The sequence below is a fragment of the Blautia ammoniilytica genome, assembly GCF_025566965.1.
GTDB lineage: Bacteria > Bacillota > Clostridia > Lachnospirales > Lachnospiraceae > Blautia_A > Blautia_A ammoniilytica.
The window spans coordinates 1-14624 of sequence record NZ_JAOQJL010000018.1; the positions used below are offsets into that span (position 1 = coordinate 1).

Consider the following 14624-nt stretch of genomic DNA (forward strand, 5'->3'; position numbering starts at 1 on the left):
TCTGTTTTTCCCATACAAATCAGTCCTTTTTCTAACAATTTATATTTTCGACTGACTCTATTATACCACGGATTGTGTCACAGAACAAGCGTTCTTTTCGCTTTTTCGCAATTCATCTCCCACCTGCAGAGGAAGGAGAATTCTTGCTATATTTATGTTAAAGTATATGACGAAATGAACAATCTGTGAAATGGTTCTTGCAGTTTATTGTTTTTTTAGAATAAATACATAAAAATATACTGGACAAATCCAGGATACTGTTCTATACTCTTTTCATCAGCAGGGGCGAATCTTAGATCTGCTGATCCACCGGATATCTTCCGGTATCGAGAACCGTCAGTTCAGACGGTAATTTTCCTATTTTACTTAAGAACTTTATATGAGCATGTACACCCGATAAGAAATCTGAATCACTCATGAGAAACGAGGTGATATTCATGTTTTTCTATACCGGGATTCCGGTAATGATGGCAGCTGCCGCTGTAGTGATGGATCTGCGTACCGCCAGGGTCGATAATGGTTGGATCCTTTTCTGCATGGCAGCAGGCCTGGCAATGCGGATCCTGGCAAATGGAATCATAGGTGTATTTTGGTATTTTACTGGCGCCCTGATTCCTGTCATCCTGCTTGGGTGGCTTTTTGTATTCCGTATGCTGGGACCTGGAGATATTAAACTGCTGTCTGTGATCGGAGGAATTATTGGGGCAGGGGAAATCGTGAAATGTATTCTTGGAGCCATGTTCATTGGCGCTGCCATTTCAGCTGCACTGCTTATATCTAACGGCAATATCTGCCAGCGATTCCTGTATCTTTGGAGTTATATCTGCCAGACGGCCAGAACCGGAAAAAGGAAGCCCTATTACCAAAAGGGGATGTTACCTTTGGAAAATTTTCATTTTACAGTACCGGTATTTTTAAGTGTACTGTTGTATGCAGGAGGTGTGTATTGAAAAAGAATGTTTTTGCAGTGTGTGACCTTGAGGTGGATTATGCCCTGAATTTTATGGAATATCTGAATCAGAAGAGAAATATTCCTTTTGAGATCCAGGCATTTACTACAGTGGATAGTCTGACTGCTTATGGGGAAAAAGTACATATTGAGTTGCTGTTGATTTCCGGGAAGGCAATGTGCCAGAGAGTCCGGGAATTGGATATTGGAAAGATCATAATTCTGTCGGAAGGTGTACATCCACCAGAATTAGATCAATATCCAAGTGTGTACAAGTACCAGTCTTCAGCCAATGTGATCAGGGAAGTGATGGCATGTTATGGAGAAGAAAAGGCAGTTGAGCCCACTGTTTATCCTGTATTGAAGAAATGTACACAGGTTCTGGGGGTATATTCTCCACTGGGTCGCTGCCTGAAAACATCCTTTGCACTTACACTTGGGCAGGTGCTGGCCAGAGAAAAGGCGGTTCTTTACCTGAACCTGGAGGAGTATTCAGGTTTTGGAAGGTTAATGGGAAAGGAGTATGACCATAATCTTAGTGATCTTTTATATTATGTGCGGCAGGGCAGTCAGAATCTGATCCACCGGATGAATGGGATGATACAGACAGTGAATAATCTGGATTATATTCCGCCGGTACAGACACCGGCAGATATCCGTGGGACAGCCTGGGAGGACTGGGAGCAGTTGATACGGGAAATCGTCAGGGACAGCTCCTATGAGATCCTGATCCTGGATATAGGATCGGGCATAGATGGTACATTCCAGATGCTGGATCTATGCAGTCAGATTTATATGCCGGTGCTGGCAGACAGCATATCTGTATGTAAGCTGGAAGAATTTGAAAATCTTCTGAAGGTTTGGGATTTTTCACAGGTGCTGTCAAAGATTATAAAGGTAAAACCGCCTTTTCATATGGGAAACAGTTCCATGGAAACTTATACAGAAGGGCTTTTATGGAGCGAACTTGGGGATTATGTAAGAAAAATAGTAAAGAAGAATGAGAATGAGCGATGACAAATTTGGCAGATTACGGCAGATGCTCATGGAGAAGCTGGACATGGGCCGGGAATTGTCAGATGAAGAAATCCTGGAAGCAATCGATGGACTGATCCTGACTAACCTGCGAGATTCATTTACTACTTTGAAGGAAAAGGTGGAATTGCGCCAGGAACTATTTTACTCTGTGCGCAAGCTGGATGTTCTTCAGGAACTGATCGAGGATGAGACAGTTACTGAGATTATGGTCAATGGACCGGATTCTGTATTTGTAGAACGAGCCGGACGTTTGATCAAATGGGATAAATCTTTCACATCAAAGGAGAAGTTGGAGGATGTGATCCAGCAGATCGTAGGAAAATGCAACCGTGTGGTAAATGAGTCCATGCCTATTGTGGATGCACGGTTGGAAAATGGCTCCAGAGTAAATGCTGTGATTCAGCCGGTGGCTTTAAATGGACCTATTCTGACGATTCGACGTTTTCCTGACAAACCGGTGACAATGGAAAAGCTGATTGCATTGGGTAGTCTGACTAAGGAATGTGCGGATTTTTTAAACGCACTTGTAAGAGCCAGATATTCTATCATTATTGGCGGTGGTACAGGAAGTGGAAAAACCACATTTCTGGGGGCATTGTCGGAATACATTCCGGCAGATGAAAGAATCATCACCATAGAGGACAGTGCAGAATTAAGGCTTCAGGGAATTGACAATCTGGTACGTCTGGAGGCGAAGATGGCAAATATTAACGGAGCCGGGGCAGTGACCATCCGGGATCTGATCAAGACGGCTTTGAGGATGCGTCCTGAACCCCACCATTATGAAATAGTGAGGTTTAGAGCTTAATAAAAAGCCGCTCCCCGTCCCAAGTACACTCCTGAATTACAGCGCGAGCGATCGCGTTTTTTTCTTTGTCGTCGAAGCCATCCAGGCCATGAATCAGCTTCGCGATTTCCGCAGCTGTGGCCTTGGCATCCTTCGCACTGGCAGCAGCCCGGTGGCTTTCCATCTCGGCCAGCGAGGCTTCACGCTTCAGAGCGCCCAGCTCAACGTCCAAGCGTTCCATTTCCGCGATGATATATTTTGATGCAGCGGAATCCTCGGCCAGAGCTAACGATGCAGCCAGGCGGCCGATTTTACGCTCGCAGGCAGACACGCGAGCCTGCGCAGCCTTCAGATCAGGAACATCGGCCGGAGCTTCCGCTTTGACGAATTTCTGAATCAAGGCAGGATCCGCAGTGATGCCGCGGAATAGCTCCAGGACTTTCTCATCCAGCAGATCGCATTTGATCTGCCCCATGTCGCAGGCATCCACACCCTGCCTCATTCGCTTCCTGCAGTAATACCAGGAAGAACAGGTACCGTCGACCTTTTTCTTCCTGGAGACCTGCATCAAGTTTCCGCACTTGCACCGGAGCACGCCCTTCAGGAGAGGCACCGGCCACTTTGCATCCTTGATGCATTTATTCTGAGTAAACCGGGACTGCACCGCGAGCCATTTCTCGGCAGGCATGAAGGGCTTGTGCTTTCCAAGACACACGGTCCACTTCTCCGGCGGCTGCGCCTGGTGCTTTTTGTTTTTCTCCGTCGACCGGCCATAGATGATCACACCGACAGATCCGTCCCACATTTCACGCGGGGAGCCAGGATCCATGATGCAGCCCTTCGCGGCATAGAAGTCGTACACTTCCGGAGTTGCCTCGACACAATACGGCATGGTCAGCATTTTATGCAGCTGCGTGGTCGAGAAGAACTTCCCGCTTTGCGTCCGGATGCCCTGGTTTTTGAATCGCGTCTCCATACCCTGCAGGCTGCAGTTATAAGCCAGGAAAGTATCGAAGATCTGCGTCACGTAGCGAGCCCCGTCCGGATCCACCTCAATGGAGCAGTGCTTCTTCCCATTCACAACAATATGCTTCCTGACGTAACCAACCGGAGGATTGCCGCCGGTCCAGTATCCCTTTTTAGCAAGGCCCAGCATATTATCCGTAACACGGGCCGCGATGGTTTCACGCTCCATCTGAGCGAAGACCACCGTGACATACATCATGGCACGCCCGATCGGCGTCGTGGTGTCGATATTTTCCTTTATTGAGATGAACATCACGCCATGCTCCTCCAGGAGCGCGTAAATGTTCGCAAAGTCCCGGACATCCCTGGAAAGACGATCCAGCTGATAGACTACCAGGACATCGCAGAAGCCACCCTTTATAAAAGACAGCATGCGCTGCAGATCTGGCCGGGACGTATTCGCACCGGTGAAGTCTTCATCAGAGAACTGCTGCCAGGAATCCACCTGGCCGGAAAACTTCGACTCGCAGTATTCCCGGTTCATCCGGAACTGATTATCGATTGAATCTGATTTATCAGAAAATACGGATTTTCGTCCGTAGGAAAAGAACCTCATCGTCCCACCTCCCAAAAAAGAGTATAAAAAATAAACCCTTGCGGATTTATCGGAAACGCTGTAAAATTTATTCGTAGAGTTTACAGCTTCCGCAAGGAAGAACAGGTCGCCTGGTGTTCGCAGCACCGGGCGATTTTTTATTTACAATTCTTAATCAGAGCCCGTAATCCGGGAAAACTTTCCACTAATTCATCTTCCAGATCTGACAGAGTCAGCCAGGAAGATAAAAGCAATTTGTTATCGATTAAAAATTGAAGTATTGGCCGCGGCAGGCCCCGGTCTGGAAACAGCGGCTTCTCGTCAAGAGCGTGCTGGATCAGAGCTGACGCATCAGCGCGATACATCCCGTCAAGCATCGGAACTCCTAACTTTTTCATAAGCTCAAGCTGAGCCTCCGTAACTTCTGGCATTTCCAGTTCATGAGTAAACGGAGGAAGCAAGCCTGTGCGCGCTTCCACATCGGAGATCGCCTCCCAGGAGCCACAAAGAACGCGCCTCGTGTTGCGTCTTCTGGTCCCTGGGTTTTTTCCGGTTATTTTATACCGAAGGATGCGATCATTCGGCAGCTTCACGATTGGAGCCGCAGGTTCGGCTTCGGCTTGCCGCGAGAAAATTCTGCTGAAGAATCCCACGACTACGCCTCCTTTTTACCTGCCCCTTCGTCGTTTCCACCACTGGAGAGAGACGATTCTGCCGCCGCTTTTTTCTGAAGTTCAAGCTGCTGCCGGTATGCTTCGACTTCCGCATCGATGTCGATATCAGGAACCGAAGATCTAGGAGCGGCGTCGGCGGTACCAGAAACGCCAGAGTCTCCGATCGCAGAGCACACATCCATAATAAAATCAAACACATTGTCGCGCTCTTCACGTTTTAGTTTCAAATATTTTTCAAGGAATATGTACTCGCCGTGGCTCAGGTTGAATTTATCAGCCAGAGAATCTAACTCGTCGCACGGTTCCGGGTTAAACATTTCACCGGTCCCATTTCGGAGCCATTCCTCATTGACATTAAATTCTTTACAAATAAGAGAGATCACCGGAGCCGACGGATTACGTCGTCCACTTTCATATCCAGTAATCGTATTCTGAACAGAACCAATTCTGGTAGCGAACGCCTCCTGCGTCAAATCAAGCGATTTTCTTACTTTTTTTATTCGATCGCCAATGTTCATTTTCTCACCTCCACACCTGAATTATAAGCTAAAAATAGCGCACTGTCAACAAAAAATCGCAAAGGCAACAAAAAAGTATTGACAGATACCGCGCTGACAATATATAATAATCGCAGAGACAACAAAACAACGCACCAAACGGAAGGAGGAAACACCATGGCAAAAGCTAAGAGATACACAGCCGAGCAGCTCAGAGACGCTGAGAAGATGGCAGCAACCCTCGCGAACGTTCCGGAGGAAAAGAGAACTCTCGTCATAATGATGACAAACTCATTCATGGCCGGAATGGAAGCACAGAAAGCCATTGACGATACAGCCAAAGCAGCAGCGCTGGCATAAACACACAACTGAATAAGAAGCAAGAGGAAGCATGACACCTCAATAAAAACTGTCTGGTCTGGCGGAGCCGATGCAATAAATCCGCTCGGCGGATAACCGGAGCCTGCGGCCAACCGTCGTAATTGGGAGAGATAGCGTGAGCCCAAGTAAAACAATGGCGGCTAGGAGGCAGATGAGAACACCAGGAGAGAGAACATCCGGAGCATGGACTGGTGGGTGCGTAATACACCCGGATGGCGGCGATGAAACAGACCGCACTGCAGGCAACAGCTATACGGCTACCCCACACAATACTCAGGGAGCAAACAGCGGACAGGTTCTTCTTCAACCCTATGGAGAACCTGTCACAGACTGCCGGGCCCAGCCAAGCCTAGAGAGCAATATAAACAGCTCCGGAAGTCAACTACTAAATTAAAGAATTTATAAGAAGGAAGTGAGTAAGATGCAGAGGTATCAGACAGAGGATGAACGCCGGAAAGCAATGAGAGCTAAGATCAATAAAACAATAAAGAGAGGAAGACGCCGGAAACGAATCATCCGAAGATTGAGGAAGGCAGTGCCAGGAATCTGCATCGGAGTACTTATCGCAGGCATGGGAGCCTGGTGCATAGCAGCTCCACTCCCGGATCCAGACGACTATGAGCCCTACCGATTCCAGGCGGAGAACGGTCAATGGTACACCCAGGAAGAATACGAACAGATGAGCCGAGAAAGAGATGCATACCATCAGCGGGAGCGAGAGGAAGCAGAGAAGGAAGCTCAGATGATCAGAGACTACCAGGAACAGTACCAGAAGGACCAGGAAGCAGAATGGAAGCTCTACCAGGAGCAAATGCGGACAGGGCTGATACATAGCATGGACTTTGATGCAAACGACGCCTACCTGCTAGAGAAGATCGCAATGGCCGAGGCTGAATCAGAGGACACCGAAGGCAAGGCACTGGTCATGCTGGTAGTTCTGAACCGAGTATGGGATGCAAGATTCCCGGACACGATCGAAGAAGTGATCATGCAGGACGGAGCATTCACACCGGTGAGCAATGGCAGATATGACAAGGTGGAGCCGGACGCCGACTGCATGAAGGCAATGGAGCTGATCACAGTAGAACACTGGGATGAAAGTCAAGGAGCCCTCTACTTTGAAAAGGCCAGCGACGAAAGCACCTGGCATAGCAGGAACCTGCAGAAGTTATTCACACACGGAGCGCACACCTTCTACACAGAGAAAGAGTGAGGACAATGGGAATCAGAATGGAAGTCAAGCTGACGGATGGGTACCAGCAGCGCTTCACAAGTGCGTGCCTGGCTCAGATCGGAAGCAGAAAAGAGGTAACGAAGATTGAAAATGGCAATGAAGGACGGAAAGATCATGCTGATCGAAGTGGACAACACACAGATGGCGATCATAAAATCCTGGAACTCAATGAAGTACGACCGGCGCAAGAACATGATGATCGGAGACTGCAGCAAGGAACTGCTGGACAAGCTCTCCAAAATCGTGAGACTGCCACCGGCCATAGAAAGCTACAGGCAGCGATTGGATGAAACACAGCGAGCCGTAGATAAGATGCGAGTCGAGAAGGAACCGGAGGCCCTGGTCAAATACCCGGTGCAGGGCAGTCTTTACGAACACCAGGTGAGAGCAGCCAACATGGCGCTCCTGACGTTCGGTCTCGCAGATCCCAAAGAGGTACTGAAATCAGAATAGGAGGCAACTATGACATACGATGAAATCATCGAACAGCTGGAGATCACCAAGAGCAAAATCAAAGAGATCGCCCGGAACGAATATGGTGGAGAGTCATGGAACGACGACCTGGATGCGCTGACAGAAGCAGCGGACATCGTCGCAGACTACAGCAAAGCAACAGCTCAGGCATCAGAGATGAGCCAGAAGTACGAACAGCCAGCAATGGCGGTCAGACGTGCAGCAGGGCTTTATACCTGCCCGCTTTGCGGCAAGAGAACACAGGTCGGCCACACGCACTGTCACTGGTGCGGAAAGAAGCTCTCCTGGGACAGAGAAGCATACGCAGACCGCGACTACCCACATATGAGCACGAAGGGAGGCAGGAGACGATGATCATACAGTTAGAGATTCCAAAGGAATTCGCAAAAGACTACGCAAACAATAGATTTGATGACTTCTTCAGGAGAGTCTATGCGGATATTGATAACGAAGGAATGTGCGGCAATTACGAAGGCGAAACAGCTCAGATGATGGCGCGCGCGTTCAAAGAATCGAGGTGCCTGGACTATGAGAAAACTCGTTGATGCACCCAGGAAAAAGAAGCAGTGGACCGAGAAAGAGGAAGCCTACCTGCAGGATAAATGGGGCACGGTCTCCATCAAAGGACTGTCCAAAGCTCTCGGCCGATCAGAGAATGCAATCATCGTCAGAGCGCAGCGGCTCGGATGCGGCGCACACTTGGCCGGAGACACAAGGATATCCCTGAACCAGCTCATGCTTGCAATCTACGGAAAGAACATGCTCGGCTACACCAGCGACAGGCTGATCCGGTACGGGCTGCCGGTCAAATGGCACGTAGTGAAGAAGAACCGGTTCAGGGTGATCGACATCGATGCATTCTGGAAATGGGCCGAGGATAACAAGAGCATCCTGGACTTCTCCCGGTTTGAGAAATACGGTCTCGGAGCAGAACCGGACTGGGTGGATGTGAAGCGCAAGGCAGATTATAAAAAGCTGCAGCTTCACGGCCAGCACAACGCAGCATGGACGAAGACGGAAGACGACAAGCTCCGGTACCTGCTCAGCAAAGGGACATATACATACAGCGACCTGGCAGCAGAGCTGAGACATTCGGAAGGAGCTATCAAGCGCAGGATCCTAGACCTTGGAATCAATAAGAAGCCCGTGCGGTGCCCCCCCCGAAAATGGACGGAGGACGAGGTGGAAACCTTATGCCGCATGGTAGACGAAGGCTACGATTTCACACTGATCGCAGAGAAGCTGAACCGGACAGCGCTGGCCACGCGCGGAAAATACGAGCGGCTGCAGAATCCGGAATATAACAAACGATACAACCGCGGGCAGAATGAGGACTACGAATACCAGGGAATCAGAAGCATAAGCGGAAAAGACATCCTGAAAGACAGAGAGCTGATGGATGGAGCCGAGTTCCAGGAGCTGGAGCCGGTAGTAAATAAGTGAAGGAGGAAAGTAAATGGCAGCCAACACAAATAAGGGCTTCGGTCTTTTATTTGAAATGGGATGCGGCAAGACCAGAACTGCGATTGCCATCGCAGGAGCCGCATATGAAAAAGGCGCGATCCAGAGAGTCCTGGTAATCGCACCAACGTCCGTCGTGTCGGTCTGGCCAAAAGAGATCGCAGAGGTCGCAGATTTCAAAGTGACCTGCAAGGCGCTCCTGGGAACGAAGCAACAGAGGATCCGAATGATTGAAGACCTGCAGGCGTTCCCATTCAAAGCGCTCAAGGTCGCCGTGATCAACTACGAATCAACCTGGAGAGATGGACTGTTTGAGAAGCTCCAGGAATACGACGCTGACCTGATTATATGCGATGAGAGCCAGCGAATCAAGACACACGACGCAGAGCAGAGCAAAGCAATACATAAGCTAGGAGACCAGGCAAGGTACAAGCTCATCCTCTCCGGAACACCGGTACAGAATGACGCAATCGACATCTGGAGTCAGTACCGGTTCCTGGACGCTTCGATCTTCGGCCGGAACTTCTACCAATTCAGAAACCGGTACGCGATCATGGGAGGCTTCAACCGAAAGCAGATCGTCGGATACAAGGACCTGGACGGTCTGATCCGAAAAGAGCATTCGATCGCATTCAGAATCACGAAGGAAGAAGCAATCGACCTGCCGGAGCAGACGTTCATCAAGAGAAAAGTCCAGCTCGGCAAAAAGGAAAAAGACCTATACAACCAGATCAAGCGAAGCAGCTATGCAGAGTTATCCAACGGAGACAAGATCACGGCCACAACCGTACTGACAAGGCTCCTGAGACTGCAGCAGCTGGCCGGAGGTTTCCTGGTCACGGACGACAGCGACAAGCCGGAGCTCGTCAACACAGCGAAGCTGGATGCGCTCCAGGATATCATCGAGGACTACGTACTAGGCGCAGGAAAGAAGCTGGTGATCTTCGCAAGGTTTATCCCGGAAGTAACCGCCATCATGAAAATGATAGATAAGACCTTCCAGAAGACAGGAAAGAAGCAGGTGGCCATCTACGGAGCGATTAAGAAGGAAGACCGCGGACCGATCATCAAACAGTTTCAGGAAGATCCGGACACCGTGATCATCGTCGGACAGATCGACACCCTCGGCGTCGGAGTTACCCTGACAGCTGCAGATACATGCGTCTACTATTCAAAGAACTTCAACTACGCCACGTATGAGCAGAGCCTCTCCAGGATCCACCGAATCGGCCAGAGAAACACATGCACATACATCGACCTGGAGACCGAAGGAACCGTGGATGAGATGATCGGCAAGGCGCTGGCCAGAAAAGAAGACATGGCCAAGACGGTCGTGGATGACTGGCGCGCGTACTTTGAATAGGAGGTAGAGAGATGAAACTGAATGACGTATACACAAAGCCACTGAAAGACGTCGTAGAGGAACTGAACCTCACGGACATGAAGGTTCACACAGACGATGATGGAGAAGTGAGATCCATAGAGCTGAAATATGAGCCGAACAATCGCATCACGAAAGGAGCTCAGTCATGCTATTAAAAGAAATCGGCCGCAAGATAGCTCAGGCATTCAGATTAGCAAGGGCCGCGGACGAGAAGGCAGCGTCCAGCATAGCTGCGGCGCTGGATGCCAAGGCGGAGCAAATAAAGGAATACGAAAAGCGCTTCGAACCAGAACATCCGGAACCGGAACCATTACCAATGCAACAGGTGATTCAATCATTGGCGGCGTATGGATTTAGTACAGATGAAGCAGCATGCGCAATCGCGAAAGCCATGGCACAGAAGCCTTAAGCTGCTGCGCAACCTAACAAACAACTGGCGCAAGATGCACGGTCTGCCGATGCATCGAAAACCTGCATCGTTCAGGAGAAGGAGGAAAGTCAATGAAACAGGAAAGCAGAGTAAATAATCCAAAGCCGTGGATCGCGCAGCTATTCTGCAGACACCATGGCGAGTGGTTCAGAAGACAAGAGCCGTACTTCAACCTGAGCGGCGAGACGCAATATAAAGTCTGCACAAAGTGCGGAAAGAAACTAGATGAGAGATTTATTCCGAACTTTGACGGAAGCTAAGGAGGTGCCTAGATGGGCGGAAGGGCATGGAGCCAGGAGGAACTGATCCGGCTCGAAGAATTAACAGAAACATATCCGCTCGCCACGGTAGCCAGGAAGCTGAACCGGTCGGAAAATGCGGTCTTTCTTAAAAGGCAGCGGCTCGGCATTGGAGGATTTATGGCGAACACAGACATGCTGACCAGGAACACCCTCTCGCGGATCCTGGGAGTTGAGAACCGGACAATCCAATACTGGGAGCGCAAAGGACTGAAAAGCGTCCGAAAGAATCCATACGTGATGTACCGGCAGCAGGACATCATCAGATACATGAAAGAACATCCGGAAGATTGGAATGCGGCCAGAGTAACCGATGACACACTGTTCATGCAGTACCCCTGGTTTAAAGAAAAAAGGAAGAATGACATATCACACAAATACAACTGGACGCAGACCGAAGTAAGCCAGATGAAGATGCTCCGGAAGCAGGGATTCACAATCAGAGAGATCGCAGAGAAGATGAACCGGTCAGAATCAAGTATCAAATACAAACTCTACGGAAGGGAGAAAAGCGATGGCAGAAGTTAAGATTTGGCCGCGAGGCCAAAACGAAACCGGAGGCATCCTGCTGATGCCGATGAAGAAAAACATCCCAAAAGGGCATCCGGAATGGAGCCCGGTAAAATGTCCGATCTGCGGACAGGAATGCTGGAGACCAATGTCAAGACAGGAGCTCCGGCAGAAGAAAATGCAAGCAGCCTGCACAGAGTGCGGACTCAAAATAGAAAGTAGGAGGACAAACCCATGAAACTGACAGAAATGCTCGGCCAGTACGAAGAACTTCTCGACAAGAAGGATCAGCTGGCCAAAGACACCAAGGACAACAATGCAGCCATCGATAAGCTGAAGGCAGAGATCGCAGAAATGATGATCGACGAAGATATCCCGTCCCAGGGATACGGCGACTACATCTACAGCCTCCAGGATAAGGTCAAATACTCCAAGCGTGGAGAAGCCTACCTGCAGGAACGCGGCCTGGACTTCTTCGAAGTACTCAGAGAACAGGGCCTCGGCGAGCTCATCAAAGAAACCGTCAATGCAGGATCCCTGCAGAGCGCGATGAAAGAAATCGCCGAAGAAAACGACGGAGAGCTGCCGCCGGAGCTGGATGAGGTCGTAAGCAGCTATGAGATGACCGACATCGCCAGACGCAAGTCAACCAACAAAGCACTCAAAAGAGCGAAAGGAGAATAAACCATGGAACAGTTAGAATTTGATTGTCGCCTCGAATCAGAGCGCGAGCTTGAGGAAAACGTAAACATCGCCCTTGAATTTGCCTGCAAGCAGGTCAAGGAAACCAGTAAATCGAAGGTATCGAACCGCCACGACGGATACGGTATCGCTTCAGAATTCTACGCAGGCATGAAGCTCGACCAGAAGAAGGTAGATGAGAGCATGAAAGACTTCCTGCGCATCCTTCCAACAGAGGATGATGCCAAGGCGGTCGAGGCAGCCAGCAGCCTGAAGAATGCAGCAATCGGCCTGGTGCTCCAGGCGACAAAGCTCGCAGCGCAGGCAGACAGAATCATGCACGACTTATACGATGAAGTCAGCAGCTACACCACACCGGTGGAAGATTATCTGGAGGGACAGTTCGAGGACGCAGAAGCGGATCCGGAAGCTGAAGCAGAGGAAGAACAGGAGGACGCTGAGTAATGAGTGAAGCAAACTGCGGAATCTCCGTACACGAAGTAACACAGGTGAGAGTTTCAGATTCAGAAGGCAACGCAATGAACCAGGGCGACACTATCGTCCTGAGAATTGACACCGAAGACATCCTCTGCGTATTCAAAGGAATCGAGAGCGGATACTTCATCACAGAGACGTGCGAGGACGGAATCAGAAACCGCTACCGTGTCAAGAGCATCAAAAAATCCAAAGTAGTAAAGAACGCATCCGTAGATGCAGCAGATGAGGAGGAATAAGAATATGGCAAAAGCAGAACTGACAACCGTGGAAAACTTCAAGATCGTAACCGGCATGGAGGCGATGGATGAGGAACTCAGAGCAGAGCTGGAAGATGAACTCGACGACCTGGACGATGATGGCGGCATCGATGCCAAGCACATCAAGATCCCGTCTGGCGGAGGAAAAGCCTTCGAGGTCGAGACAGACGATCCGGACGATCCGGAGGTCATGAAGGAAGTAACCGGCGTGATTATTTTCACGCATCGCATGAACGCCTACTGGGCGCAGAAATTCGGAGAAGCAGGAGAGGATGGCAATATCAATAAGAACCCGGACTGCAGCTCCATGGATGGAAAACAGGGCATCAACAGAGAAACCGGAGAAATCCGCACCTGCGACACCTGCCCTTATAACCAGTTCGGATCCGACGGAAAAGGCAAGGCCTGCAAGAACATGCGCCGCCTTTACATCATGATGGACAACCGCCCGGACATTTATCTTCTGACAGTGCCGCCAACATCTATCAAGGACGTGAACAAAGCACTGAAGAAAATCATGGGACAGCAGCACATCCCATACAGCCGCATGATCGTGACATTCAAGCTGAACGTGGTAGAGAACGCGGACAAAATCAAATACTCCAAGGTAACGCTGGAAAAGACAGGACTGCTGCCAGAAGCTCTTTATAAGACAACCGCAGAGCTCCGCAAGGCAATGAAGCAGAGCTATGAGAGCGTAGCGATCACAACAGATGACTACAAGGAAGCAGCACCAATGGAAGCAACTCCGGAAGTCGGCCCCGACGGATTCATGCAGGCAGGCGACATCCAGGACGGAGAGCTGCCATTTGACTAAGCCACAGCGCAGGGCGGTTACCACGGCCGCCTTGCAGAATTGGAGGTAAACGATGGCTAAGAACTTAAAGGAATTCATACAGTGCGGAAGGGATCCCGCATACCTGAAGAACGGAGACATCATCACAGAGGAACTCGCCTGGGAGGTCGTCGGCCAGGAAGGATACGCTGACGGATGCCTGGATCAGGAGTTCGAGATCACGCAGAGCCGCATCGTGGAAGACATCATCGGAGGCGAGGGCGTCTATGAAACCATCTACAGAGAGAGCCCGGACCACCCATGGCAATACATCGGACTGTGCGCAGCAGGAAAAGATAAGAACCTCGCGCCGATCCACGCCAAGACAACCTACGTCTGCAGTAAATACAGAGCAAAAAACGAAGTGGAACTGCAGCAGCACATCAGGGACGCCGTGGAAGCATGCCGGGAGGTGCACGAAAGAGGAAACATACCAATCGCGCCGCATCTTTACTGGCCAAGATTCCTGGATGACAACGATCCCCAGGATCGCGACTACGGAATAGCAGCAGGCCTGGAAGCACTGAAGCGCTGCGATGAGATGATCGTAATCATCAGACAGGAAGGTCCGGAAGAAGAATGGATCAGTCAGGGAATGCAGGCTGAAATCGCTGCTGCGGCAAAGATGGGAATCGAGCCGCAGTTCATATACATAGGCAAAGAAAAGAGGTAAC

At 50.0% G+C, this 14624-nt stretch carries 23 protein-coding genes; 20 read left to right on the forward strand and 3 right to left on the reverse strand.

The window, feature by feature from the left end; genetic code table 11:
* Window positions 1-437: 437 nt before the first annotated feature.
* The 3 genes from OCV61_RS10000 to OCV61_RS10010 are packed head-to-tail and all read left to right on the forward strand — an operon-like array spanning window position 438 to window position 2795.
* A complete protein-coding gene (locus OCV61_RS10000; RefSeq protein ID WP_262582781.1) occupies window positions 438-950 on the forward strand; it encodes a prepilin peptidase in 513 nt (170 codons plus the stop codon).
* Window positions 947-1966, forward strand: a complete 1020-nt coding sequence (locus tag OCV61_RS10005) for a P-loop NTPase family protein (protein WP_158421687.1) — start codon at window positions 947-949, stop codon at window positions 1964-1966. Before OCV61_RS10000 ends, OCV61_RS10005 begins: the two co-directional genes overlap by 4 nt.
* A complete protein-coding gene (locus tag OCV61_RS10010) occupies window positions 1956-2795 on the forward strand; it encodes a TadA family conjugal transfer-associated ATPase (RefSeq protein ID WP_158421688.1) in 840 nt (279 codons plus the stop codon). Before OCV61_RS10005 ends, OCV61_RS10010 begins: the two co-directional genes overlap by 11 nt.
* Here the strand turns inward: OCV61_RS10010 and OCV61_RS10015 are convergent.
* The 3 genes from OCV61_RS10015 to OCV61_RS10025 form a co-directional block, all read right to left on the reverse strand.
* Window positions 2785-4356: a recombinase family protein gene (locus tag OCV61_RS10015; protein ID WP_151199240.1), complete on the reverse strand. Its 1572-nt coding sequence runs from the start codon at window positions 4354-4356 to the stop codon at window positions 2785-2787. The genes OCV61_RS10010 and OCV61_RS10015 overlap by 11 nt on opposite strands.
* 137 nt (window positions 4357-4493) lie before the next feature.
* On the reverse strand, window positions 4494-4988 hold the full coding sequence (locus OCV61_RS10020) for a hypothetical protein (protein WP_158421689.1): 495 nt from the start codon (window positions 4986-4988) through the stop codon (window positions 4494-4496).
* 2 nt (window positions 4989-4990) lie between these two features.
* Window positions 4991-5527: a helix-turn-helix domain-containing protein gene (locus OCV61_RS10025; protein ID WP_256147290.1), complete on the reverse strand. Its 537-nt coding sequence runs from the start codon at window positions 5525-5527 to the stop codon at window positions 4991-4993.
* Between the two features lie 156 nt (window positions 5528-5683).
* On the opposite strand from OCV61_RS10025, the gene OCV61_RS10030 reads away from it, so the two are divergent.
* The 17 genes from OCV61_RS10030 (at window position 5684) to OCV61_RS10110 (ending at window position 14623) form a co-directional block, all read left to right on the forward strand.
* The gene (locus OCV61_RS10030; RefSeq protein WP_118651291.1) at window positions 5684-5866 is read left to right on the forward strand and encodes a hypothetical protein; all 183 of its coding nucleotides are present in this window, start codon (window positions 5684-5686) and stop codon (window positions 5864-5866) included.
* Between the two features lie 172 nt (window positions 5867-6038).
* Entirely contained in the window at window positions 6039-6281 is a 243-nt protein-coding gene (locus OCV61_RS10035) for a hypothetical protein (protein ID WP_158421690.1), read from the forward strand.
* Between the two features lie 27 nt (window positions 6282-6308).
* Window positions 6309-7100, forward strand: a complete 792-nt coding sequence (locus OCV61_RS10040) for a cell wall hydrolase (protein WP_262582782.1) — start codon at window positions 6309-6311, stop codon at window positions 7098-7100.
* A gap of 111 nt (window positions 7101-7211) precedes the next feature.
* A complete protein-coding gene (locus OCV61_RS10045; protein ID WP_243278978.1) occupies window positions 7212-7574 on the forward strand; it encodes a hypothetical protein in 363 nt (120 codons plus the stop codon).
* Between the two features lie 9 nt (window positions 7575-7583).
* Entirely contained in the window at window positions 7584-7949 is a 366-nt protein-coding gene (locus OCV61_RS10050; RefSeq protein WP_151165384.1) for a hypothetical protein, read from the forward strand.
* Window positions 7946-8140: a hypothetical protein gene (locus OCV61_RS10055; protein WP_118531304.1), complete on the forward strand. Its 195-nt coding sequence runs from the start codon at window positions 7946-7948 to the stop codon at window positions 8138-8140. The genes OCV61_RS10050 and OCV61_RS10055 overlap by 4 nt, the downstream gene beginning before the upstream one ends.
* Window positions 8124-9038 carry a hypothetical protein gene (locus OCV61_RS10060; protein WP_158421692.1) on the forward strand — a complete coding sequence of 305 codons (915 nt, stop codon included), beginning with the start codon at window positions 8124-8126 and terminating at the stop codon, window positions 9036-9038. The genes OCV61_RS10055 and OCV61_RS10060 overlap by 17 nt, the downstream gene beginning before the upstream one ends.
* Window positions 9039-9051: 13 nt before the next feature.
* Window positions 9052-10419: a DEAD/DEAH box helicase gene (locus OCV61_RS10065; RefSeq protein WP_158421693.1), complete on the forward strand. Its 1368-nt coding sequence runs from the start codon at window positions 9052-9054 to the stop codon at window positions 10417-10419.
* An 11-nt stretch (window positions 10420-10430) separates the two neighbouring features.
* The gene (locus tag OCV61_RS10070; protein WP_262582783.1) at window positions 10431-10595 is read left to right on the forward strand and encodes a hypothetical protein; all 165 of its coding nucleotides are present in this window, start codon (window positions 10431-10433) and stop codon (window positions 10593-10595) included.
* Entirely contained in the window at window positions 10586-10849 is a 264-nt protein-coding gene (locus OCV61_RS10075; protein ID WP_158421694.1) for a hypothetical protein, read from the forward strand. Before OCV61_RS10070 ends, OCV61_RS10075 begins: the two co-directional genes overlap by 10 nt.
* Window positions 10850-10941: 92 nt before the next feature.
* Window positions 10942-11130, forward strand: a complete 189-nt coding sequence (locus OCV61_RS10080) for a hypothetical protein (protein WP_158421695.1) — start codon at window positions 10942-10944, stop codon at window positions 11128-11130.
* Between the two features lie 12 nt (window positions 11131-11142).
* Complete coding sequence (locus OCV61_RS10085; protein WP_158421696.1) at window positions 11143-11697, forward strand: MerR family transcriptional regulator; 555 nt, start codon at window positions 11143-11145, stop codon at window positions 11695-11697.
* Between the two features lie 216 nt (window positions 11698-11913).
* On the forward strand, window positions 11914-12363 hold the full coding sequence (locus OCV61_RS10090) for a gp33 family protein (protein WP_151164993.1): 450 nt from the start codon (window positions 11914-11916) through the stop codon (window positions 12361-12363).
* A gap of 3 nt (window positions 12364-12366) precedes the next feature.
* Window positions 12367-12825, forward strand: a complete 459-nt coding sequence (locus OCV61_RS10095; RefSeq protein WP_158421697.1) for a hypothetical protein — start codon at window positions 12367-12369, stop codon at window positions 12823-12825.
* Window positions 12825-13094 (forward strand): hypothetical protein, encoded by a 270-nt coding sequence (locus OCV61_RS10100; RefSeq protein ID WP_117689777.1) that lies wholly within the window; start codon window positions 12825-12827, stop codon window positions 13092-13094. Before OCV61_RS10095 ends, OCV61_RS10100 begins: the two co-directional genes overlap by 1 nt.
* A gap of 4 nt (window positions 13095-13098) precedes the next feature.
* Window positions 13099-13932 (forward strand): hypothetical protein, encoded by an 834-nt coding sequence (locus tag OCV61_RS10105; protein ID WP_158421698.1) that lies wholly within the window; start codon window positions 13099-13101, stop codon window positions 13930-13932.
* A gap of 52 nt (window positions 13933-13984) precedes the next feature.
* Window positions 13985-14623 (forward strand): DUF7768 domain-containing protein, encoded by a 639-nt coding sequence (locus tag OCV61_RS10110; RefSeq protein WP_158421699.1) that lies wholly within the window; start codon window positions 13985-13987, stop codon window positions 14621-14623.
* Window position 14624: the final 1 nt, after the last annotated feature.

Coding starts and splice junctions, on each gene's coding strand:
- OCV61_RS10030 (WP_118651291.1), top strand. CDS start 5,684: ATGGCAAAAGCTAAGAGATACACAGCCGAGCAGCTCAGAGACGCTGAG.
- OCV61_RS10050 (WP_151165384.1), top strand. CDS start 7,584: ATGACATACGATGAAATCATCGAACAGCTGGAGATCACCAAGAGCAAA.
- OCV61_RS10095 (WP_158421697.1), top strand. CDS start 12,367: ATGGAACAGTTAGAATTTGATTGTCGCCTCGAATCAGAGCGCGAGCTT.
- OCV61_RS10025 (WP_256147290.1), bottom strand. CDS start 5,527: ATGAACATTGGCGATCGAATAAAAAAAGTAAGAAAATCGCTTGATTTG.
- OCV61_RS10045 (WP_243278978.1), top strand. CDS start 7,212: ATGGCAATGAAGGACGGAAAGATCATGCTGATCGAAGTGGACAACACA.
- OCV61_RS10015 (WP_151199240.1), bottom strand. CDS start 4,356: ATGAGGTTCTTTTCCTACGGACGAAAATCCGTATTTTCTGATAAATCA.
- OCV61_RS10075 (WP_158421694.1), top strand. CDS start 10,586: ATGCTATTAAAAGAAATCGGCCGCAAGATAGCTCAGGCATTCAGATTA.
- OCV61_RS10000 (WP_262582781.1), top strand. CDS start 438: ATGTTTTTCTATACCGGGATTCCGGTAATGATGGCAGCTGCCGCTGTA.
- OCV61_RS10110 (WP_158421699.1), top strand. CDS start 13,985: ATGGCTAAGAACTTAAAGGAATTCATACAGTGCGGAAGGGATCCCGCA.
- OCV61_RS10065 (WP_158421693.1), top strand. CDS start 9,052: ATGGCAGCCAACACAAATAAGGGCTTCGGTCTTTTATTTGAAATGGGA.
- OCV61_RS10080 (WP_158421695.1), top strand. CDS start 10,942: ATGAAACAGGAAAGCAGAGTAAATAATCCAAAGCCGTGGATCGCGCAG.
- OCV61_RS10035 (WP_158421690.1), top strand. CDS start 6,039: ATGAGAACACCAGGAGAGAGAACATCCGGAGCATGGACTGGTGGGTGC.
- OCV61_RS10070 (WP_262582783.1), top strand. CDS start 10,431: ATGAAACTGAATGACGTATACACAAAGCCACTGAAAGACGTCGTAGAG.
- OCV61_RS10055 (WP_118531304.1), top strand. CDS start 7,946: ATGATCATACAGTTAGAGATTCCAAAGGAATTCGCAAAAGACTACGCA.
- OCV61_RS10085 (WP_158421696.1), top strand. CDS start 11,143: ATGGGCGGAAGGGCATGGAGCCAGGAGGAACTGATCCGGCTCGAAGAA.
- OCV61_RS10100 (WP_117689777.1), top strand. CDS start 12,825: ATGAGTGAAGCAAACTGCGGAATCTCCGTACACGAAGTAACACAGGTG.
- OCV61_RS10010 (WP_158421688.1), top strand. CDS start 1,956: ATGAGCGATGACAAATTTGGCAGATTACGGCAGATGCTCATGGAGAAG.
- OCV61_RS10060 (WP_158421692.1), top strand. CDS start 8,124: ATGAGAAAACTCGTTGATGCACCCAGGAAAAAGAAGCAGTGGACCGAG.
- OCV61_RS10105 (WP_158421698.1), top strand. CDS start 13,099: ATGGCAAAAGCAGAACTGACAACCGTGGAAAACTTCAAGATCGTAACC.
- OCV61_RS10090 (WP_151164993.1), top strand. CDS start 11,914: ATGAAACTGACAGAAATGCTCGGCCAGTACGAAGAACTTCTCGACAAG.
- OCV61_RS10040 (WP_262582782.1), top strand. CDS start 6,309: ATGCAGAGGTATCAGACAGAGGATGAACGCCGGAAAGCAATGAGAGCT.